Genomic DNA, 21533 nt, shown 5'->3' with positions numbered 1-21533 from the left:
ATCGAGTTCGGCTAGATCAAATTCGGAAGGAAGAGGGCGATCTGCGGAAAGAGGACAATCAGCAGGATCAGCAGGAGGGTCAGCGCGATGTAGGGCGCCGCGGACATGGCAACCGTTTTGAGCGACGTGCCTTTCGGTGCAACGCCGATCATGATGAACAGCAGCAGACCAAACGGCGGCGTGGTGAAGCCGACCTCGTAAGCGAGCAGCAGGATCAGCCCGAACCACACGGGATCATACCCGAATTGCTGGGCGATCGGCAGGAAGATCGGCAGCGTGATCAGCATCATCGAGACCTGATCCATGAACATGCCGAGCAGCAGGATGACCAGCACCATCATGAGCAGCATGGAATACGGTCCAAGATCGTAGCCCACGATGAACTGGATAAAGCCGTTCGACGCGCCGGAGAAGGCGAATATCTGCGAGAACGTCGTCGAAGCCGAGATGATCAGGAAGGTCATGCCCGTGACCTTCATCGCATCGTCCAGCGACTTCCAGACAACCGACCAGCTGAACCTTCGATATACAAACAACAACGCGAAGACGGCGGCACATCCGAGCCCTGCCGACTCCGTCGGCGTCGCTATTCCAAGGATGATCGTGCCGACCACCATGAACACGATGACGCTCATCGGAATGATGTTGACGGCAACCGCCCTCACCTTCTCGGCCGCACGAACGGCGGGCACCGGATAGTGCGGAGCGGCGTCAGGGTCGATCTTCGTCTGTGCGAAGATCAGCATCGCGTACATGACGACGAGAAGCAGCCCAGGCAGAGCCCCTGCTATGAGCAGCGCGCCAACGTCGATCTGGGCCAGCGAGCCGAGCAAGACAGCCAGCGAGGATGGCGGGATGATGACCGCAAGGCTTCCGGCACCAAGCACCGGTCCGTAGGCCATGTGCGGCTTGTAGCCCCGCTTCAGCATCTCGGGCACCATCAGCGAGCCCATCATGCCGGTGTTGGCGAGGCTCGAGCCTGACAGCGCAGAAAAGATCGTGCCGGCGGCGAGCACGACATAGGCAAGACGTCCCCGCAGATTGCCGATGCACAGGTCGAGCGCGTAGATGACTTTCTCGCCGAGGCCGGAGCGGAAGAACAGGCTGCCCATGACGAGGAACATCGGCAGCGGGGCGAGCGCATAGGTCGAGACGGCGTCAGAGAAGTTGGCGATCATCTGCGTCACGCCGATCGAGCCGCCGAAGAACAAATACAGCCCGATCACATTGGTGACGAAGAACGCGAAGGCGACCGGCAGCCCAAGGCCCATCAAAACAAGGATGGCGCCAACAAGCACGGCGAATGGAAACAGCCAGGCCATCGATCAGAGCCCTTCCATTTCCAGAGGATCGAGCGTGTACAGCGTGTCATGGCCCAGCAGATATCTGAGCCATTCCAGCGCCGAGAGGTAGAAGGCGAGTGTGATGGGCAGAAAGACCAGCCATTTCGGCATGTCGAAGCTGCGCGTCTCATATTCGCCGCCCGACACGGCGCTTATCAGGGAAGAGAGCGCGACGCTGCCAAGGTAGAGGCAGACGCCGATGCAGGCGAGATAGACCAGCTTTTCAAGCACAGCCCGGGCCCGTGCAGGCAGAGCCTTGCGCAGGAACTCGACGAAGACATGGCCCTTGCTGTGGACCAGCCAGGGCATCGGCAGAAATGCCGCGTAGAGCAGACCATATTCCGTCGCAGACACCGCCCAGGCAAGCGGTCTCAGGCCCAGATTGCGGACGCATACATCGGCGACCACCGCGACAATGATGAGGCCAAGCACCACCTTTGCCGCCGCCGCCAGCGCAAGGCTCAGCTTCCCGATCGCTGCAAACAACTTGTCCATTCCTGACGGCCCTCATGCCCACCTTGATAAAGGGCGCACGAAGGCGCCCTCCTATCGGACTATTGAAAGAATTTCTTCAACTGCTCGATGTTGCTGGGATCGCGTTTGGTCATTCTTGCCCAGCTCGCCTGCGTGGCAGCCGCCAGGAATTTGTCGCGGCCAGCGCCCGTCAGGCTGATCACCTTCTGCCCGCCGTCGATCATCGCCTGTGCCTGCTTTTCAGACTCGGCAAGATTGGCGTCGTAGCTCTCTCGCTCGTATTCGACGGCCGTGTCGGCAAGCAGCTTCTGCGCCTCGGGCGACAGCGCATCCCATTTCGCCTTGTTGATCGAGACAAGCACATCGGTTTTGAAGAATTGCGGGTCGACGCGGTATTTGGTGAACTTGTCCCAGCCGAACGATGAATAGCCAAACACGGTATAGGCGTTGGCATTGACGACGCCGCGCTCAAGCGAGGTGTAGACGTCTCCCGGCGCTTGCACGATGACGGTTGCGCCCAGGGATTCGAGGAAATCACGATAGAGCGGCGACGAACGTATCTTCAGGCTGCTCCAGTCGATGCTGCCTTCATCATTGAGCTTTGGTTCGTCGATGGTGAAGATGTTGAAACCCGAGCCCGCGTCGACGTGGGCCAGCAGATGGGCATTGGCCTTCTTCTCGAAAATTCCGCTGATGAAATCCCAGCCGCCATTCTCGCGAACCTCCCAGGGCGTCTTCGTCGATGCAGAGAAAACCTCGCCTTCGGGAACGAGCTCCAGGAACTGACCTGCCGGCGTGTCGATCACGTCGATCAGGCCGCTCTTGAGCGCCGCACCCTGCTGAATCGGCGGAACGACCTCCGGCCCGCCACGCACATTGATCTGAACCACGCCCTTTCCCTTTTCGTTCACCTTCTGAACGAATTTTAGGAAACTCTGTGCGTAGCCGTTCTGCGTAGGCGTAAAATGCACGGCGTTGAGGACAACTTCTTCGGCCGTGGCGAGACCCGCCACACCCGACATGAGTGCAGCCAGAACAAGGGACTTCCAAATGCGCATTGCCGTAATCCCTCTGATAGATCACTTCGCTTATGTTGGGCCCGCGATCGGGCCGATCTGAAATTGCGATCGCTGCTCCGCTGCGCGAACGGCATCTAGTTGGCCTCATCTCCTACCGTCAGGAACCGTCCATGCGCGTAGAAGACCGGCGATCGGTCAGCGCGATCCAGCGCCACCCCCGAGACGATGCCGATGACGATCATGTGCGATGCCCGAACGATGATTTCGGCTACCCGGCACTCGAACATTGCCCGCGCGCCGACAAGCAAGGGCGCGCCGGTTCCGCCGCGCACCCATGATCCGGACGAGAACCGCGCCACGCCCTTGGCTTTGGTCATGCCGCCAAAGGCACGCGCAACATTCTCCTGGTCGCCGGCCGGAAGATTGACGGAAAAGGGCACGCCTTCGCGAATGGCCGAGGCAAAGGTGCTGCCGCGGTTGACGCAGGCCAGCAGCGAAGGCGGCTCGGCGCTGAATGAGCAGACGGCTGTCGCCGTGATGCCGCAAAAGCCGATCTCGTCATGCTCCGACGCGAGGATGGCGACCGAGCCCGCCACGGCCCGCATTGCCTGCTTGAAGGCGCGCGGATTGATGGCGTCGTGCCCATGCACCCATGGCGTCGGAATGGCGGCCGCCGGCATCAATTTACGCGAAGCCCGGCCTGGCGCATCAGCGGCAGCACGCGGTCACAGAAGAAGGGCAATTCGTAGGTGTAGTTGACGAATGTGAGGGCGGCGCCGGAATAGCCCTGGTCCATGATCTTAGTGAGATCGTCGACGATCTTTTCCGGCGTACCGATGAGCGGGAACGTTCCAGCACCGCCGGCGAACCTTTGCCGATATTCGGTGAAGGCTTTTGCATCATGCGAGTTCGCGAATTCCTTCTTCTTGCGCATATGCTCGTCGACCGCGCCCTCGTCCGCGCATTCAAGCGCGTAGTGCCGGTAATAATCCTCGGCTTCCTGCTGGGTCTCCCGGCAGACGACATGGCAAACCGTGTAGACGCCGACTTCGCGTCCGACTTCAGCCGCCCGGTTGGTGATGTCGACCACATGCGCGCGGCCATCGGCAATTTCGGAAAAAGTAGAAAAGAGGTAGTCGCAGTGGCGCGCCGCATAGTTGCGCCCCGGCGCGCCGAAAGCGGCGTTCATGGTCACCGGGCGCGGCGCCTGCAGGCTTGGCGGACGGCTGACGACCCCCTTCAGATCATAGAATTCGCCGCCAAAGTCGAACGGCTCCCTGGACTGGTAGGCACGCTCGATGATGTTGATCCATTCTTCGGCCTGATCGTAGGTCCGGTCGCCGACCGTCTGCCCGAACATGGCGAACTCGTCCGGGTTCCAGCCGCAGACAATGTTCAAGCCGGCACGCCCGTTAGAGATGTGGTCGACCGTCGCCAGCGCTTTTGCAGCCTGCAGCGGATGAACCAGCGGCACATGCACGGTCATGAACAGGCCGATGTTCTCCGTGGCGACGGCGAGACCCGCCGCCCAGGTGAAAGTCTCGAACGACCACTCCCGCACATGCGTCAGACCGCCGAAGCCGCGCCAACGCGCGATCGGCAGCAGAAACTCCAGGCCGGCCCGATCGGCGATGCAGGCAGAATTGAGGTTGTCTTCCCAGCGGGCGCGCCAGCGCTCGGGAACGGTGGTCATTGCCAGGCCGCCATCGGCGTTCATCGAAAAGACGCCGAGCTTGAATCTGTTCGGCCCTTTCAGCGGATGTTGCTTTCTGATCATGATTTTCCCTGCCGCGGAATGCTCGCAGCTTCGTCGTCGAACTGTTGCAACGGCGGGCTCAGCTTCATGAAACGCTCCTCGGCGTTCTGAATGAAGTGGGTCATGCGGTCGTAAGCCGCGACGGCGTCGCGCTTGGCGAACGCCTCGTAGATGGCGCGCATGCCGGCCACGATGACGGCCTGCGTCGGTTGGTGCGACAGCGTCTTCAACCGGACGACGAGGACGTGGTCGGCGAAGCGGGCAATCGTTTGCGAAAGGCGGTCGTTCTCGACAGCGCCGAGCCAGCAATTCCTGAATGCCGAATTGGCCTGGAAAAAGAGGGCGGCATCGCCGGCGGCGGCCGCTGCTTCTGCCTCCTGAAGCGCGGCTGCCAGCGTCTTGAGGCCAGCGGCGTCAAGTGTCCGTGTGGCGTGCGCGGCCGCCCGCGGTTCGAGCAGGCGGCGGACCTCGAAAATGTTGGCAATATCCGTCGCAGTAAGCGTGGGCAGCGTGAAGCCGCGTGTCGTGCCGACGAGATAGCCTTCATGCACCAACTGCATCAATGCGTCGCGGACAGGCATTCTGGAGATGCCAAGCTGGGCGGCAATATCGACATCGACGAGCTTCTGGCCAGGCGCCAGTTCGCCGCGCTGTATGGTCAGGCGGATCTGCTGATAGACCTGGGCACGCAGATTGCCCTCGCCAACCCGTTTGAACTCTATCGCTTCCGCCATCCACGCCTTCCCATGCGAAGATTTCGTATATGGTTGCGGCTGTGCTCTCGCGGTCATCCCGTTTGAAGTGCAGCCATATGTCGGCTGAATTTGACCTGTCAGCCATGTTCCCGGCCCAAGTGGAGCATAGGCTGGATCACCTGGCAAGATATTTTAAGTCTATAATGTATACTGTTTTGATTTGGCGAGCCGGAGGACGGCCGCGGAACGGCGATACCGCGCTGAAAAGCAGAGGCGCGGTGACATGCAATCGGCGGGCAAGGGCTCCCGCGATCCAGTCCGCCATGTCGATGGCCAACCGACCTGCTGGCGGTCCCAGCAGACGGTTCGTCGAAGCTCGCCCACGAGGGCCGCTTCGGTTACTCCGCTCGTTGAGTCGATCGGGATCTAGGAGCCGGAGCTTCGCCTCGGCCGGCGGACGGCTCTCACCTTGCCGCTGTTTCCACCACCGCAGAAGAACTGATCGCCACCATCGGACTCGAGACCCGACACACCTGTTCCAGGCGGCATATCAAGTTTCTCCAGAACCTTTCCCGTTTCAGGATCTATCCGCCTGACGTCGCTCTCGTCACCTTCCCAGGTGCCGTGCCAGAGTTCGCCGTCGACCCAGGTGACCCCTGTGACGATACGGTTGGAATCGATCGTGCGAAGAATTGCCCCTGTCTGGGGATCGATCTGGTGGATTTTACGACCGCGATTCTGCCCCACCCAAAGTGTCCCTTCGGCCCAGGCGAGCCCGGAGTCGCCGCCGCCACCAGGGGCCGGGATCGTGGCGAGCACGCGGCCGGTCTTCGGATCGATCTTCTGGATGCGATCTTCGGCGATCTGGAACAGGTGCTGACCGTCGAAGGCCGTTCCTGCGTGGGCGGCGACATCGATCGAGCGCACCGTCTCACCGCTCGCGGGATCGAAGGCGTTCAGCCTGTCTCCCGACGCAAACCAGACGTGCTGACCGTCGAACGTAACCCCAGCCACCTGGTCGACACCCGGGAAGGGTCCATATTCGCGGAGGATTTCGGCTGCAGATCGTTCCATGGTTCTATCCTAGTAGCCCGACAGTGAACCGGGGAGTAACAAGATTGTCGGGAATCCCGGCACCGGTGGGGTCATCCAACGGCGCGCTCGCCCGCGGCCGAACGACTGCACCTTGCCTGCTGCAGCAAGCTGCTCGAGCGATCGCTGCACGGTGCGCGAGCTGGCTCCGAGCGCAATCGCCAGCGCCGAGCTCGACCACGACTCGCCGTCCGCGAGAAAGGCGAGCATCCCCGCATGCTGCTCTTCGACGGGCGGCGCCAACACGACGATCTCGGGCGCGCGGCGCGGCTTAAGCGCAAAGCCTCGCTTGGTCGCGCTCAAATCCGCCAGCGACCGCAGCTCAACGCGAAGCCGCCCGATTTCGACTCGCAACCGGGCGCGATGCGATTCATCGGCGTGCTTGCCGCCGAAGGCGCGGGCGACGAGCGTGCTCCTCGGCACGTCTGCGGGCCAGGCTTCGCCCAGCGTGCGCGCAAGCGCGAACAAGACCGGGCGCGTCGCGAGCGAGACGATCATGCCGGCGCCCCGCACGACATTGCGGCACGCGTCCACGACGAGCGCCTCCGACGCCAGCAGCGCTTCGACCTCTTCAAGCAGAAGCGGGCGTTCCTCGCCACGCGCGATCAGGCGCGCCGCGGGCGTGTTCATCACGAGGGATGTGCCTTCGACCTCTGCCGTTAGTGCCGGTATATCCGCCTCGCGCGCGGCATGCTCGGCGCGAGCGAGCGCAGCGCGCGCCGCCCTAGTCTGGAGGCGTCGGATCGCGATTCCCGCAACCACCATCTCGTGGGCGGCCCTCGACGCGGGTGGGAACGGTGTGGGGTCGAACCCGGCGAGCCTGCGCTCGGCCTCGTCGAGGCGTCCTATCAGGAGCAGGCGCCGGACCTCGAGATTGAGCGCATGCGCGGCATTAACGTGGTCGCCGTGCTTTTCAAGCGTCGACCGCGCGGCGTCGAGTGCCTTCGCCGGCCAGCCGAGGTCGCGCGAGACGAGTGCGATCTCGGCTTCGGCGACGACGCACCTCGCGCGGGCCACGGCCTCTTTCGGACCGAAGGCGCGCGCAGCACTTTTGAGGAGAGCCTTTGCTCGAACGAAATCGCCGAGCTGCGCCATCGCAATGCCGCGCAGCGCGAGCGCAGGCGCATCGTCACGCAGGGCGACCCGCTTCAATGCGCCGAGGGGATCACCCGTCGCGAGGGCGCGCGCCGCAGCGGTGATCAGCGAGTCCATCGGAATCCCGTCACACTTGTAACTCTCACCATTCGATATCCGGTCCTAATCTATCTCAAGACCAACAGCCAGCGCGCCGCATGGAAAACGGTGCGAACGACGCAGGACATAGAGGAGAAGAACGATGCCGACACACAAGACCGGAACACGTGAGCAGTGGCTGGCAGCGCGGCTTGATCTGCTCGATGCGGAGAAGGAGCTCACGCGGCAAAGTGACGAGCTGGCGCAGCGGCGGCAAGAGCTGCCTTGGGTTCGGATCGACAAGGACTACCGATTTGAGACCGACGAAGGCAGCGCCTCACTGGCGGACCTTTTCAGGGGGCGCTCGCAGCTCCTCGTCTACCATTTCATGTTCGGGCCCGACTACACGGCGGGGTGTCCGGCCTGCTCGGCGATCGCGGACGGGTTCGACGGCTTCGTCGTCCACCTCGCCAACCACGACGTCACGCTTTCGGCGGTATCGCGGGCGCCGTTGGCGAAACTGCAGGCGTACAAGCGGCGGATGGGATGGACTTTCCCTTGGGCGTCCTCGCACGGCAGCGACTTCAATTTCGACTTCGACGTCTCGTTCACCGAGGAGCAGCAACGCGAGGAGGGCATCGAATACAACTATGTGCGCGAGACGCCTCTCGCCGAGATACCCTCGCGCACGACTGCCGACGGCTCCACGACGTTCGCTGCGATGAGCGGGACAGACACGGCCACCTACACGCGCGAGAGGCCGGGCATGAGCACGTTCGTGCTCGAGGACGGCGTCGTCTACCACGCCTATTCCACCTATGCGCGCGGATTGGACGGCCTCTGGGGCATGTATCAGTGGCTCGACCGCGCGCCTCGAGGGCGCAACGAGAAGGGCGTCTGGTGGCGCCGCCACGACGAGTACGGCCAGGGCTGACGTCTCGATGACACTCCACCCCGACCACGCGCTGAAGACGCCGCCCGCACGCAGCGGATCTGCCGCTTTCCCAAGCGACAATGTCGCCGCCTGTGGCGCGGCCGACTGGCTGTCGCTGGCGGCCGCGCCAACATTCGCAATCATGGCGCTGCTGACGACCGTTACCGGTGATGCGGACATGATCTGCTCGGCGGCGCAAGATGCGTTACCACTGAACGGAATGGTCATGATGTACTTGCTGATGAGCGCCTTCTATTCGGCGCCTTGGCTGAAGCTGGTTGCCAGCCGACGAAGCGCTGCCCACCGGTCGTGATCCGGCGTTCGCCGGATCAAACGGCAACTAGAGCAATTCCAGGAAAAGTGTGAAACGGTTTTCCGTCTGGAATTGCGCAAAAACAAAGAGATAGAGCGGTTCGGCGTTTCCCTGAAACGATGAACCGATCTAGCGCGCGACCTCGCGTAGCCCTACGTGGCGATGTTGGCCTCGCCTGCATGACGCATCATGCGGCGAAAGCTCATCGAGATATGAGCGCGTCTTATGTGCCCGATGGACTCCCAGTCGCCGATTTCGGCGGCGGCAAGCACCTCTTCCATTTCGCGACGGAACGCAGTGAACTCCTCGACAAGGCCCAACTGCGGCATCAACTTCAGCACGACGCGCGCGACTTGAAAATACAGGCGCTCGCTGATCTCACGCAGCGGCTGGTTACCGGTCATCGCCGTGAGCTCGTAGAAAAAATCCATGTTGAGGCGCAGGAAAGCGCGCTGGTCGGGATTGAGCACATCGGAATCGCAGCGCGCGATGAGCGCCCGGATCCGGTCGAGGTCGTCCGCCGTGCGCGGGATCGGCGAAAGCTTGCCGACGAGGAGCGCCAGCTCCAGGCGCAAGTGATAGACCTGCTGCAATTCCTCGATGTCGACGTCGGTGACGATCGTGCCGACGCCATGGACTGACTGAACCAGCCCCTCGGATTCGAGGCGCGCCAGGACACGCCGAACCGGCGTGCGGCTGATCTGGAATTCCTGGGCAAGTTCTTCCTCGGAGAGATGGCTACCCGGCGCGTAGTCGAGCAGGCAGATGCGGTCGCGCAGTATCCGGTAGATACGCTCGAACCGCTCCCGCGCCGAGAGCGGGCGCGTCGGCGCGGCGGTCACGGCTATGGGCGTGGCATCTGTCTCAAGCGTCATCCAGCCTCCAGGACAGCGTGCAGGAACTGCCGTGTCCGCTCGTTCTTGGGGGCGCCGAACAACTCGGCTGGCGGCCCCTGCTCGCAGATCTTGCCCGCATGGAAGAAGCAGACGCGATCGGAGAACTCCTTGGCAAATCCCATCTGGTGGGTGACCATCAGCATGGTGAGGTCATGTTCCCTACCGAGTTTTCGGATAACTTCAAGCACTTCGCCGACGAGCTCGGGGTCGAGTGCCGAGGTCACTTCGTCGAACAGCATGATCTTGGGCCGCATGGCGCAAGCGCGGGCGATGGCGACACGCTGCTGCTGGCCGCCGGAAAGCTGCGAGGGATAGTGGTCCTTCTTCTCCGACAAGCCGACCATGTCGAGCAGTTCGGCCGCACGCGCCTCGGCATCGGCCCGCTTCATGCCGAGCACGGTTATCGGGGCCTCGATGCAGTTCTGCATCGCCGTCATGTGCGGGAACAGATTGAACGACTGGAACACCATGCCGATCTTGGCGCGGATCTTGCGAATGTGTGCGAGATCGGCGGGAACAAGCTTGCCGTTCCTCTCCATGTGGGTGAGCGGCTGGCCTTCGACCCAGATGACCCCGTCATTGATCGTCTCCAGCGTCATCAGCATGCGCAGCACCGTGGTCTTGCCGGAACCCGACGGGCCGATGATGGAGACCTTCTCGCCGCGCGCTATTTCGAGGTTGAGTCCGTCGAGAACGGTCAGCGCGCCGTAGCGCTTCGAGACATTGTCGAAGCGGACCATCGGTTGTTCCGTCATCGCATGGTCCTCCGGTTGAGCAGGCGTTCCAGGGAGCGGATGAGCACGGCCGAAACCAGGCTCATGGCAAGGAAGAACAGGCCGACCAGCGTCATCGGCTCGGTGTAGCGGAAAGTATCGGAGCCGATGATCTTGGCGGTCTGCATCAGTTCCATCACGGCGATCGCGGAAAGCAATGGCGTCTCCTTGAACAAGGCGACCAGATAGTTGCCGAGCGCCGGAACGATCGGCGGAATCGCCTGCGGGATGATGATGTCGCGGAATGTCGTCCAGGACGACAGATTGAGCGCGATCGAGGCTTCCCACTGACCGCGATGGATGTTGTCGAAACCGGCGCGATAAACCTCGGAACAATAGGCAGCGTAGTGGATGCCGATGGCAAGCACCCCGGCGGTGAAGGCATCGAGCACGACACCGAATTTCGGAAAGACGAAATAGAGAAAGAATATCTGGATCAGCAGCGGGGTAGAACGGATCAGCTCGACCAGCACCGAAATCGTCCAGCCGGTCCAAGGCACGGCAATGCGGACGACCGCCAGCACCAGGCCAAGCGAGGCGGCAAGCGCAAAGCCGATCAGCGTCGCTTCGATGGAGACGATGGCGGCGCGGGCGAGCACCGGCAGGATTTCAAAAGCAAATGCCCAATCCCAGATCATGCTGCCTTCCCCCGCGCCAGCCCAAGCGAAGCTCGCCTTTCGAGAAGCCGCATGCCGATGGTCACAACCAGCGACATTGCCAAATACATCAGCAGGACGAGGGTGAAGATCGGAATGGTCTTGAACGTATTCTGGTTCATCTGCTGCGCCTTGAAAGCGAGGTCCGAGAGCGTTATCAGCGAGACCAGCGCTGTCGATTTCAAAAGCTCGATGAACAAATTGCCCCAAGGTGGGATCATGGCGACGAAAGCCTGTGGCAGTATGATCCGGCGCAGCATCTGGGGGCGGCTCATGTTCAGCGCAGTGCACGCCTCCCACTGTCCGCGAGCGACGGACTGGATCGCGCCGCGCACGACTTCCGATCCGTAAGCACCAACGTTCAGGCCGAGCGCCAGAACGGCAACCAGAAATGCGTTGAGGGTGACACCGAATTGCGGCAGCACGAAAAACAACCAGAACAATTGCACCAGCGCCGACGTGCCGCGGAAAATCTCGACATAGACCGTGGCCAGCCATCTGAGCGGCGCCGGGCCGTACATCCGCGCCAGCGCTGCCAGCACGCCCATGACAACTGCCAGCAGGCTGCCGAGGATGGCGATCTCGATCGTCAGGACCGCGCCTTGCAGCAGCCCCGGTAGAAACAGGCTATAGGCTTCCTGCGTAGCCAAGGCGGCGATCACGCCAAGCGCGACGATCAGCAGGGTGACAAGGGTACGGATTCCCATGCGATTCCCCTAGAAAAAAAGGGCGGCGCTTTCGCGCCGCCAGCAGTTGGGAACCTACTCGCCCGCGCAAAGCTGCGCGGTGGTCTTGTTGGGGAGATAGTCCTTGCCGAAGCCGAGCGGCTCGACCAGCGCGATGTGCTCCGGTGAACCGAGGAACGTCTTCAGCTCGGCGTTGAACGCCTCCTGCAGATCGGTATCTTCCTTGCGGAAGCCGAAGCCGCCATGGCCTTTCACCGACTTGCCGGCAACCTCGCCGAACGGCTTGGTCGATTCGACGCCGTCGGCCTTCTTGGCCATGTCGGCGATCGAAAGGGCGGTCAGTGCGGCAGCGTCCGCGCGGCCAGCCTGAACAGCGGCCACAAGGCTGGACTGGTCGGGCAAAGCGACAATCTGCCCTGCGGCGACGCCGGCGTCCTTGGCATAGCCGCCCTCGACGGCGCCGGCCATCACGGCGAGCTTGAGATCCGGATTGTCCTTGATGCTGGAATAATCCTTCACGCCCTTCGGATTGCCTTTTGCCACCAGCATGGCCTGACCGATGCCGTAGGACGGCTCGGAGAAATTGATCTCTGCGCAGCGCTTCGGATTGATGAACATGCCAGCGGCGATGATGTCGAAGCGGCCGGCCTTGAGACCCGGAATGAGCGAACCGAATTCGGTGAGCACGCCGTCGACCTGCGCGATACCCATCTTGGCGAGCACCGCCTTGGCGACTTCCGGCGCCTCACCGGTCAGCTTGCCGTCAGGCGTGGCGAAACCGAACGGCGCCTCGTTGGCGAAGCCGACGCGAATGTAGCCGTCCTTCTTGGCCCGTTCGAGAGTGGTTTCCGCATGAGCGGGCAACGACGTCAACGACGTGGCGGCGAGCGCGAGGCAGGCGGCGGCTTTGACGACCATCCGGCGCGATATCGATGATTTGAACATGCTTTTCTCCCATTGAACAACTGATGAATGGTTCCCAGGGCGCAGCCTTCTTCGAGGTCGACACCCGCCTGATAAGACGTATACAACTGCCCTGGACATTGCGCAAGTGAAGATATAAAAACGTTAGAAATTCGGCGATAATTCGCAGTCAAAAGACAAATTATTGTCTAGTTGTGCACAATTTAGGCAAGTTGCCCGTGTGAAAAGGGCAAAACAGCGCATCCGTAAAGGCAGGATTTCGGTGGCGAGCGCGAGCGGTTTCGGGACATTCACGCAAGCGGAATATACGCAGCGCCTAGCTGGCGTGAAGAGACGCATGGAGAAGGCCGGCTTCGACCTCATCGTCTGTCAGGATCCCGCCAATATGTGCTGGCTGACCGGTTATGACGGATGGTCGTTCTACGTTCCGCAGTGCGTCCTCGTCCATCTGGAAGAGGACCGGCCGATCTGGTTCGGCAGGGCGCAGGACGCCAGGAGCGCACGCCTGACCACCGGCCTGCCGGAGAAAAACATCGTGCCGTTCTCGGAACGGCTGGTGCAGCAGCCCGTCGAACACCCCTATGACGAACTCGCCCAGCTGATCCGATCGCGTGGCTGGGGAAAGGCCCGCATCGGCGTCGAGATGGACGCGCATTATTACACCGCGCGCTGCCACGCCCATCTCGTCAGCGGGCTGCCTGACGCGCACTTCGCCAACAACCATGATCTCGTCAACTGGGCGCGACTGGTCAAATCCGAAGCCGAGCTGGTGCTGATCCGCGAGGCCGGTGCGATCTGCACGCACGCCATGAACCGCGCCATCGAAAAGATGCGACCTGGCGTGCCTCAGAACCACGTCATTGCGGAAATCTATCACGCGCAGATCATGGGCGTGCCCGGAGCAGGCGGCGACTATGCTGCAATCTGTCCGCTGATGCCCGTCGGCGAGGGCACCAGCACGCCGCATCTGACGTGGTCCGATGCGCCGTTGCCGGACAGCGGCCTCGCCATTCTGGAGATCGCCGGGGTGCGGCGGCGCTATCATGCGGCGCTGACGCGGACCGTGCATTTCGGCAAGCCGCCGCAAGCCGTCCTCGACATGGCCAAGGCGATCGTCGAGGGCGTCGACGCCGGCCTTGAGAAGGCGCGCCCCGGCACCACCGCCGAAGAGGTGGAAGCCGCCTGGCAGGCAGTCTTGAGGAAGAACGGGCTGAAGAAGGAAAGCCGCGTCGGCTATCCGGTCGGGCTCGCCTACCCGCCCGATTGGGGCGAGCGCACCGCAAGTCTCCGTCCCGGCGACACCACCCAGATGCAGTCCGGGATGTGCTTCCATTTCATGGCCGGCGTTTGGCTCGACGATTTCGGCATCGCCATCTCGGAATCCTTCGTTGTCACGGATCGCGGCGGCGAACGCCTCTGCGATGTGGCGCGCGAACTCATCGTCATCGACTGACCCATGGGACTGACCATGACGGACGGGAACCCGGAACTGACGAAAGATCATGCCGGCAACGAAACCGGCACCCAGCACGAGGACGCCTGATGGACCGTAATCCGTTTTCCGAAGCCGAAATCGCCGGCCGCCTTGCCAAGGTCCGCACGGCGCTGGCCGAGCGTGAGCTCGACGGGGCGGTCTTTGCATCGCCGGAGAACGTCTTCTACCTCACCGGGCTCGATCACTGGGGTTATTTTGCCCCTCACCTGCTGATCGTCCCGCTCGAAGGAAAACCTGTTCTGGTCACCCGCTCGATGGAAAAGGTGACGATCGAGAAACAGGTGACCGCAGCGGAATTCCGCGGCCATTCCGACAGCGAAACGGCGGCCGATCTTGCCGCGCGCGTGCTTGCGGAACTCGGCCTGTCCGGCGAGCGGATCGGCCTCGAATACTGGACGGCTGGCCTAAGCCATGGGCTTGCCATCGCACTCCAAACGCAGGCTGATGCCAGATGGAGCGATGTCTCCGGTCTGGTCGACAAAATGCGGCGGGTGAAGAGCGCCGAGGAACAGGCGCTGATGCGTCAGGCGGCACAAGTGACTGACGCTGCCGCCGGCGCCGCGATCGCGGCGATCTCGGACGGCGCCTCCGAACAAGAGGTCGCGGCCCAATGCGTTGCGGCGATGATCCGCGCCGGCGGTCATGCTCCGGGCTTCGGCCCGTTCATCCGCCCGGCCGCGCGCCTGGGCGAAGAGCATACGACCTGGGGTGACGGGATCTATCGCAAGGGCGAGCCGGTCTTCGTCGAAATGTCCGGCTGCATCTCGCGATATCACGCACCGCTCGGCCGGCTCGTTCACATCGGCCACATCAGCGACGAAGATGCCGCGATGGCGGAAGTGACCGCCAAGGCCTTCAACGCGGTCGTCGAGGCGCTGCGGCCCGGCGCCAGAGCGCGCGACGTCTACGCCGCCTGGCAAGCCGTCGCCGACGATGCCGGTCTTTCCCACTATCGCCGCCATCACTGCGGCTACCTGGTCGGCGCCGGACAGCCGCCATCATGGACCGGCGGCAATTCGGTGACCGGCTTGAGGCACGATTCCGATCTCGAGATCGAGATGGGGATGAGCTTTCACATCCTGTCGTGGCTGATGGGCACCGGTCGCGGTGATGACTTCGTTTCCAACACGGTGCTTCTGACCGATGCGGGTGCCGAAGTGCTTACCCGCACGCCGGCCGGCCCGATCGTTCGATAGGCCCGCACGCATGGCGCGCTACTCGGCATTCTCGATTTTCCGCAACGCGCTGTCAGGACAGAAGAACTGGCAACGCGCCTGGCGGGCAGCGGAGCCAAAACCGTCCTACGATGTGATTGTCGTCGGCGGCGGTGGACACGGCCTCGCTACCGCGTTCTACCTCGCCGAGAACCACGGCATCCGCAATGTCGTTGTTCTCGAAAAGGGCTATATCGGCGGCGGCAATGTCGGCCGCAACACCACCGTCATCCGCTCCAACTACCTGCTCGACGGCAACACCCAGTTCTACGAATTCTCGATGAAGCTCTGGGAGAACATGTCGCGGGCGCTGAATTTCAACGTCATGTTCTCGCAGCGCGGCCAGCTCGTCACGGCGCATTCGGCCGACCAGCTCGATAGCTTTAACCACCGCGCCAACATCATGCGGCTGAACGGCATCGATGCCGATATCCTCGACCACGACGAGGTGCGACGGCTGGTGCCCTATCTCGACTTTTCCGACACCGCCCGCTTTCCGATCCATGGCGCTATCTTCCAGGGCCGGGCGGGCACGGCGCGCCACGACGCCGTCGCCTGGGGCTATGCCCGCGCCGCCGACGGCCATGGCGTCGACATCATCCAGAACTGCGAGGTGACAGGCTTCCTCCGCGACGGCGACAGGATCGTCGGCGTCGAAACGACGAAAGGCCGGATCGGCGCCAGCAAGGTCGGCCTCGCTGTTGCCGGTCATACATCCGTGCTCGGCGCCAAGGCCGGCCTGGAACTGCCGATCGAAAGCCACGTCCTGCAGGCCTTTGTCACCGAACCGCTGAAGCCGTTGGTAGACCAAGTCGTCGCCTATGGCGCCGACCATTTCTACGTCAGCCAGTCGGACAAGGGCGGGCTGGTCTTCGGCGGCAATCTCGACGGCTACAATTCCTACGCCCAGCGCGGCAATCTCGGCGTCGTGCGCGAAGTCGCGGAGGCGGCGATTGCGCTGATGCCGTGCATTTCGCGCGTCCGTCTGCTGCGCCATTGGGGCGGCGTCATGGACATGACACCCGATGCCAGTCCGATCATCTGCCCAACGCCGATCGAGGGCCTCTACCTCAACGGCGGCTGGTGCTATGGCGGCTTTAAGGCGACACCGGCTTCCGGCTGGTGCTTCGCCCACACGATCGCCACCGGCAAGCCGCACCCCTTGATCGCAGCCTACGGGCTCGATCGTTTCCGCACCGGCCACACGCTCGATGAGGCTGGCGCCGGCCCTTCCGCCTGGCTGCAATAGGAGGCGCAAAACAATGCTGCGCATCGAATGCCCCTGCTGCGGTCCGCGCGACCATGACGAGTTCCGCTACGGCGGCGATGCTTCCGTCACGCGTCCGGCCCACGGCGATCCTGATCCGGAGGCCTGGTACCGTTACGTCTATGTCAGGACAAATCCGGCGGGCCTGCATCGCGAATTCTGGCAGCATCTGATCGGTTGCCGCCAATGGCTGGTGGTCGAACGCGACACGCGCAACCACGCCATCGCATCCGTCGACCTCGCCAGGAAATTGCCGGCCAGGAAATCACCCGCCAGGAAACCATCGGCCAGGAAATCACCAGCATGAGTTCGAACCATAAGCGGCTGTCGATGGGTGGCCGTATCGACCGCGAGCAGCCGGTCGATTTTACCTTCGACGGCCGCAAGCTGGCTGGATATCGCGGCGACACGCTGGCGTCTGCGCTGCTTGCCAACGGCGTCACCCTGGTCGGGCGCAGCTTCAAATATCATCGTCCACGCGGCGTTTTTTCCGCCGGGCCCGAGGAGCCGAATGCGCTGGTTACGCTCGGAATCGCAGGCAGGCGCGAGCCGAACCTGCCGGCGACGACACTGGAACTCGCCGACGGCATGGTCGCGGAGAGCCAGAACCGCTGGCCCTCGCTTGCCTTTGACCTGCAAAGCGCCAACGGCCTGCTGGCGCCGTTCCTTTCGGCCGGCTTCTACTACAAGACCTTCATGGGCCCGACACGCCGCGCCTGGATGTTCTACGAGCATTTTATCCGCAAGGCGGCCGGGCTGGGCAGAGCCGGCACCGACCCTGACCCCGACCGTTACGAGGTTCGTCATGCGTTTGCCGATGTCGCGATCATCGGCGGCGGTCCGGCGGGATTGTCGGCGGCGCGTGCTGCCGCGGCCGCCGGCGCGCGGGTCGCGCTGATCGAGCAGGATTTCCTGCTCGGCGGCCAACTCCTGGCGGAACCGTCCGACAGCGCGGCGGCCGCATGGTTGAGACAGACCGAAGCCGAGCTGGAGAGCTCCGAAACCGTCGCCTTGATGAAGCGGACGACCGCTTTCGGTATCTATGACGGCAATGTCATCGGACTGGTCGAGCAACGCGACCCAACCAATCGCCAGCCGGTCGGCGAGGCGCGGCAGACGTTCACCATGCTTCGCGCCCGCTCGATCGTTTTCGCCACCGGCGCCATCGAGCGACCAATGGTATTCTCGAACAACGACCGGCCCGGCGTCATGCTTGCCTCGGCCGCCCGGACCTATCTCAACCGTTTCGCCGTCCTGCCCGGCAAAAAAATCATCGTCGCCACCAGCAATGACGGCGCCTGGCGCACCGCCTTCGACCTTGCCGCAGCCGGCGCAGAGGTGACGGTTGCCGATCTGCGCGCATCACCTCCTGCAGCACTTGTCGCGGAGGCCGCACAGTTCGGCGTGGTTGTGCGGGCCGCAACGCACATCGTCGACCTGCGCGGCGGCCATGCCGTCAGGCGTGCAACGCTCAACGGGCCGGACGGCCAATCCGAGGCCGCCTGCGACCTGGTCTGCGTGTCCGGTGGTTGGTCGCCAACCGTGCATCTCACCTCGCACCTGGGCATCAAACCTGCCTACCGCGACGACATCGGCGGCTTCGTGCCAGGCGCGTTTCCGGCGGACCGGTTCGGCGCCGGCTCGATGATGGGAGCTTATTCGACCGCCGGTGCCATCGAGGACGGTCACCGCGCCGGCACCCAGGCGGCATCGTTGTGCGGCAAGTCGGGACCGGCGCCCACTCCATCGAAACTCGATCTTGGCGAGACCGCCGCAGCCCCGCTTCGCGAGGTCCTGCCCGCTGGGCGTGGAAAGGCCTTCGTCGATTTCCAGATGGACGTGACGACCGGGGATATCGAGCTCGCCCATCGCGAGGGCTATGAATCGGTCGAGCACCTGAAGCGCTACACCACCCTCGGCATGGGCACCGACCAGGGCAAGACCAGCAATTTTCCGGCGCTTGCCGCGATGGCCACCCTGCGCAACGCAACGATCCCCGAGACCGGCGCCACGACCTTTCGCCCGCCCTACACGCCGGTCGCCATCGGAGCGCTCGCCGGACGTGCCATCGGCCATCATTTCAAGCCGATCCGCCGCACGCCGATGCACGACTGGCACATGACGAATAGCGCCGAGATGCTGGAGGTCGGGCTCTGGATGCGGCCCTATTTCTATAAGCAGTCCGGACGTGACGTGAACGAAGCCTACGTCGCCGAAATGCGGAATGCGCGCCAGGCCGCGGGCCTGATGGACATTTCCACCCTCGGCAAGATCGACGTCCAGGGTCCGGACGCCGCGATTTTCCTGGATCGCATCTACGCCAACGGCTTTGCCAAACTGCCGGTCGGCCGCGCCCGCTACGGCGTCATGCTGCGCGACGACGGCATCGTCTTCGACGACGGCACCACGACGCGGCTGGCGGAGAACCGGTTCTTCATGACCACCTCGACCGCCAAGGCCGCCGATGTGCTGTCGCGTCTCGAATTCCTGCTCGACACGGCCTGGCCGGATTTGCGCGTAGCGGTGACCTCGGTGAGCGATGAATGGGCGGCGATGTCGGTTGCCGGACCGAAAAGCCGCGCAATTCTGAGTGCGGCGTTTCCCGCTCTCGACGTTTCCGACGCGGCACTTGCGCATATGGGGTTGCTCGAAAGCGAATGGCGAGGCCGTGCGCTCCGCATCCTGCGTCTCAGTTATTCCGGCGAGCGCGCCTACGAAATCTATGTCGGCGCAACCGCCGGTGAACAGCTCTGGAGCCGCCTGCTCGAAGCAGGCAGAGCATTTGACCTGAAGCCTTACGGCGTCGAGGCGCTCGGCGCGCTGCGCGTCGAAAAGGGCCATGTCGCCGGACCTGAAATCGATGGGCGCACGACGCTCGACGATCTTTGCCTCGGCCGCATGGCCGGCAAGCGCACCGGCTTCGTCGGCGACGTGTTGCGACGGCGCCCCGCCTTCCAGGCGCCAGACCGGCAGCGCCTGGTCGGGCTGGAATGCATCGAGGAGGGAAAACGCCTTCGCGGTGGCGCCATCCTGTTCCTGCCGGGTGAGAAACCTTACGGCCACGGGCGCGGCCGCGTGACCTCCGTCACCTTCAGCCCTGAACGCGGTCGCTATGTCGGGCTGGCCTTGCTTGCTGGCGATGTCGCTAGCGAAGGAAGCGAGATCGTGGCCGTCTATCCGATGAAGACCGAAACGGTGCGCGCCCGCATCGTCTCGCCGGTATTTCTCGATCCGCAGGGAGAGCGGCTACATGGCTAGCCCGGATTTCAGCCTGTCCGTGGCCGATTGCCCGCTCATCCAGGTCGAGGGCTGGGACGGCACGCTGGGGCAATTCGAATCGAGCCTCTCGACGTCGCTCGGCACCAAGCTTCCTGCCTCGGTTGGAGAGACTGTTCGCCACAAGGGTTTCCTTGTCATCCGCGTTGCCCCTCGCCGTCTCTGGCTGGCTCTTGACGACGGCGCGCAGGCACCTTCGCTTGCCGTCGACCCGGATCTCGGCTGTTCAGTTTCTCTCGACGAAGGTCGCGTGCGTTTCAGAATGGCTGGGGCTGACATCGCGCGGGTTCTCTCCAAATGCATCGCCGTCGACTGGCGCGCGTCGGCGGCCGCCCCGGGCCGGGCCGTGCTGACGTCCTTGCATCATGTGCCCGTGCTTTTCCTGCGCACCGGTGAGACCGCGTGCGAACTCATGGTGCCGCGAAGCTTTTCGCGAAGCCTCTCGGACTGGATTGCTGACGCCGCGGAATAGGGAAAGGACCAGGCGCGAACGCTCTCCTCAGGAGCCGCTCCACGGCCTTGCTCCTTGGATGATCTCTTGGGCACGCACGGCAAAGCGGCCGGCGAGAGGCCACTTCCCGGCGGCATCGGCCGACGCCGCGCTGCCTGCCCGCGCCCGGTCGGCGATGCCGACGAAGATCACCGCGAAACGAAACAGCGAAAAAACCAGGTGGAAGCGTTCCAGGGGCGCAGTGGGCACGGCATGCGCGAAATAATGGTCGAGGAATTCGCGCTGGCTGGGGATGCCGAGTGCGGCATGATCGAGGCCGAGGATGCCGCCATACTCGTCCGGGGTCGAATGCCAGGTCATCGAGCAAAAGCCGAGATCGGCGAGCGGATGGCCGATCGTCGACAGCTCCCAATCGAGAATGCCGATCACCTCCGGCTTGCCGGGATGGAACAGCAGATTTCCGAGGCGGAAGTCGCCATGGGCGATCGCCACGCGCCCATCATCCGCGGGCAGGTGCTGCGGCAGCCAGTCGGCGACCACTTCGAGTGCCGGAATTCTGTCACTCGGCGATTCCCTGAGCTGCTTGGTCCAGCGGCCAATCTGGCGCTCGAAATAGTTGCCGGGCCGGCCGTAGTCGCCGAGACCGACCTCGTCGGGACGGACAGCATGCAATTTGGCCATCGCTTCGGCCATGCCGAAATAGATGCCGCGTCGCTGCGCGGGCGAAAGGCCGGGCAGCGAACAGTCGTGGAAGACGCGACCATCAAGCCGCTCCATCAGGTAGAAGGGCGTGCCGAGCGGCTCGACGCCGTCGTGATAGAGCACCGGCCCCGGCACCGGGACGTTGGTCGATGCGAGCGCCTCAAGCACGCGGAATTCGCGGTCGACGGCGTGCGCCCCGCGCAAGACCGGCCCAACCGGCTTCTTGCGCAGCACCATGCGATGCGCACCATAGTCCACGAAATAGGTGGGGTTGGACTGTCCGCCGCCGATCCGCTCCAGCGTCATTGCGGCATCGCCGAAGCGGTTCGCGAGAAAGCCCTTCAATGCCGCAGGATCGAAATCCGCATTCAACGGCTGCGCCATCTTTTCCTCC

General features: G+C 63.3%; 22 protein-coding genes. 8 read left to right on the top strand and 14 right to left on the bottom strand.

The window, feature by feature from the left end:
* Positions 1-11: 11 nt before the first annotated feature.
* The 8 genes from EOC94_RS07335 to EOC94_RS07300 all read right to left on the bottom strand — a co-directional run bounded on the left by EOC94_RS07335 (position 12) and on the right by EOC94_RS07300 (position 7591).
* Positions 12-1322, bottom strand: a complete 1311-nt coding sequence (locus tag EOC94_RS07335) for a TRAP transporter large permease subunit (RefSeq protein ID WP_127289457.1) — start codon at positions 1320-1322, stop codon at positions 12-14.
* 3 nt (positions 1323-1325) lie between these two features.
* The gene (locus EOC94_RS07330; RefSeq protein WP_126103513.1) at positions 1326-1838 is read right to left on the bottom strand and encodes a TRAP transporter small permease; all 513 of its coding nucleotides are present in this window, start codon (positions 1836-1838) and stop codon (positions 1326-1328) included.
* A 59-nt stretch (positions 1839-1897) separates the two neighbouring features.
* Positions 1898-2875 (bottom strand): TRAP transporter substrate-binding protein DctP, encoded by a 978-nt coding sequence (gene dctP, locus EOC94_RS07325; RefSeq protein ID WP_127289455.1) that lies wholly within the window; start codon positions 2873-2875, stop codon positions 1898-1900.
* Positions 2876-2970: 95 nt separating this feature from the next.
* Positions 2971-3516, bottom strand: a complete 546-nt coding sequence (locus tag EOC94_RS07320) for a flavin reductase family protein (RefSeq protein ID WP_127289453.1) — start codon at positions 3514-3516, stop codon at positions 2971-2973.
* Positions 3516-4610 carry an LLM class flavin-dependent oxidoreductase gene (locus EOC94_RS07315; protein ID WP_127205677.1) on the bottom strand — a complete coding sequence of 365 codons (1095 nt, stop codon included), beginning with the start codon at positions 4608-4610 and terminating at the stop codon, positions 3516-3518. Before EOC94_RS07315 ends, EOC94_RS07320 begins: the two co-directional genes overlap by 1 nt.
* Positions 4610-5326, bottom strand: coding sequence for a GntR family transcriptional regulator (locus EOC94_RS07310; protein WP_185928186.1), 717 nt, complete (start codon positions 5324-5326; stop codon positions 4610-4612). Before EOC94_RS07310 ends, EOC94_RS07315 begins: the two co-directional genes overlap by 1 nt.
* A gap of 387 nt (positions 5327-5713) precedes the next feature.
* Complete coding sequence (locus EOC94_RS07305) at positions 5714-6361, bottom strand: PQQ-binding-like beta-propeller repeat protein (protein ID WP_127289449.1); 648 nt, start codon at positions 6359-6361, stop codon at positions 5714-5716.
* Positions 6362-6370: 9 nt separating this feature from the next.
* Positions 6371-7591 carry a helix-turn-helix domain-containing protein gene (locus tag EOC94_RS07300; protein WP_095483723.1) on the bottom strand — a complete coding sequence of 407 codons (1221 nt, stop codon included), beginning with the start codon at positions 7589-7591 and terminating at the stop codon, positions 6371-6373.
* A gap of 124 nt (positions 7592-7715) precedes the next feature.
* Here EOC94_RS07300 and EOC94_RS07295 point away from each other — a divergent pair, with 124 nt between their 5' ends.
* Positions 7716-8486, top strand: a complete 771-nt coding sequence (locus tag EOC94_RS07295; protein WP_127289447.1) for a DUF899 domain-containing protein — start codon at positions 7716-7718, stop codon at positions 8484-8486.
* Positions 8487-8493: 7 nt separating this feature from the next.
* Complete coding sequence (locus EOC94_RS07290; protein ID WP_127289445.1) at positions 8494-8799, top strand: hypothetical protein; 306 nt, start codon at positions 8494-8496, stop codon at positions 8797-8799.
* 152 nt (positions 8800-8951) lie between these two features.
* Here EOC94_RS07290 and EOC94_RS07285 read toward each other — a convergent pair whose 3' ends face one another.
* The 5 genes from EOC94_RS07285 to ehuB are packed head-to-tail and all read right to left on the bottom strand — an operon-like array spanning position 8952 to position 12755.
* Positions 8952-9674, bottom strand: a complete 723-nt coding sequence (locus tag EOC94_RS07285; RefSeq protein ID WP_095483720.1) for a GntR family transcriptional regulator — start codon at positions 9672-9674, stop codon at positions 8952-8954.
* Positions 9671-10450, bottom strand: coding sequence for an ectoine/hydroxyectoine ABC transporter ATP-binding protein EhuA (ehuA, locus tag EOC94_RS07280; RefSeq protein ID WP_095483719.1), 780 nt, complete (start codon positions 10448-10450; stop codon positions 9671-9673). Before ehuA ends, EOC94_RS07285 begins: the two co-directional genes overlap by 4 nt.
* Positions 10447-11106, bottom strand: coding sequence for an ectoine/hydroxyectoine ABC transporter permease subunit EhuD (gene ehuD / locus EOC94_RS07275; RefSeq protein ID WP_095483718.1), 660 nt, complete (start codon positions 11104-11106; stop codon positions 10447-10449). The genes ehuA and ehuD overlap by 4 nt, the downstream gene beginning before the upstream one ends.
* On the bottom strand, positions 11103-11831 hold the full coding sequence (gene ehuC, locus EOC94_RS07270; protein ID WP_127289443.1) for an ectoine/hydroxyectoine ABC transporter permease subunit EhuC: 729 nt from the start codon (positions 11829-11831) through the stop codon (positions 11103-11105). Before ehuC ends, ehuD begins: the two co-directional genes overlap by 4 nt.
* A gap of 54 nt (positions 11832-11885) precedes the next feature.
* Positions 11886-12755 carry an ectoine/hydroxyectoine ABC transporter substrate-binding protein EhuB gene (gene ehuB / locus EOC94_RS07265; protein ID WP_127289441.1) on the bottom strand — a complete coding sequence of 290 codons (870 nt, stop codon included), beginning with the start codon at positions 12753-12755 and terminating at the stop codon, positions 11886-11888.
* A 241-nt stretch (positions 12756-12996) separates the two neighbouring features.
* On the opposite strand from ehuB, the gene EOC94_RS07260 reads away from it, so the two are divergent.
* From EOC94_RS07260 to EOC94_RS07235, 6 genes are all read left to right on the top strand, one after another.
* Positions 12997-14187 (top strand): M24 family metallopeptidase, encoded by a 1191-nt coding sequence (locus tag EOC94_RS07260; RefSeq protein WP_127289811.1) that lies wholly within the window; start codon positions 12997-12999, stop codon positions 14185-14187.
* A gap of 89 nt (positions 14188-14276) precedes the next feature.
* On the top strand, positions 14277-15425 hold the full coding sequence (locus tag EOC94_RS07255) for a Xaa-Pro peptidase family protein (protein WP_127289439.1): 1149 nt from the start codon (positions 14277-14279) through the stop codon (positions 15423-15425).
* A 10-nt stretch (positions 15426-15435) separates the two neighbouring features.
* Positions 15436-16692 (top strand): sarcosine oxidase subunit beta family protein, encoded by a 1257-nt coding sequence (locus tag EOC94_RS07250; protein ID WP_127289437.1) that lies wholly within the window; start codon positions 15436-15438, stop codon positions 16690-16692.
* Positions 16693-16708: 16 nt separating this feature from the next.
* A complete protein-coding gene (locus tag EOC94_RS07245) occupies positions 16709-17017 on the top strand; it encodes a sarcosine oxidase subunit delta (RefSeq protein WP_210212070.1) in 309 nt (102 codons plus the stop codon).
* On the top strand, positions 17014-19968 hold the full coding sequence (locus tag EOC94_RS07240) for a sarcosine oxidase subunit alpha family protein (protein WP_127289434.1): 2955 nt from the start codon (positions 17014-17016) through the stop codon (positions 19966-19968). The genes EOC94_RS07245 and EOC94_RS07240 overlap by 4 nt, the downstream gene beginning before the upstream one ends.
* Positions 19961-20458, top strand: coding sequence for a sarcosine oxidase subunit gamma family protein (locus EOC94_RS07235; protein WP_127289432.1), 498 nt, complete (start codon positions 19961-19963; stop codon positions 20456-20458). The genes EOC94_RS07240 and EOC94_RS07235 overlap by 8 nt, the downstream gene beginning before the upstream one ends.
* A 27-nt stretch (positions 20459-20485) precedes the next feature.
* Here the strand turns inward: EOC94_RS07235 and EOC94_RS07230 are convergent, their stop codons facing one another.
* Entirely contained in the window at positions 20486-21523 is a 1038-nt protein-coding gene (locus tag EOC94_RS07230) for a phosphotransferase family protein (RefSeq protein WP_185928185.1), read from the bottom strand.
* Positions 21524-21533 lie beyond the last annotated feature (10 nt).

The organism is Mesorhizobium sp. M6A.T.Ce.TU.016.01.1.1 (assembly GCF_003997065.1).
Taxonomy (GTDB): domain Bacteria; phylum Pseudomonadota; class Alphaproteobacteria; order Rhizobiales; family Rhizobiaceae; genus Mesorhizobium; species Mesorhizobium mediterraneum.
Note: the sequence above shows the minus strand (reverse complement) of the source record. Positions and strands in the feature narration are given on the sequence as shown.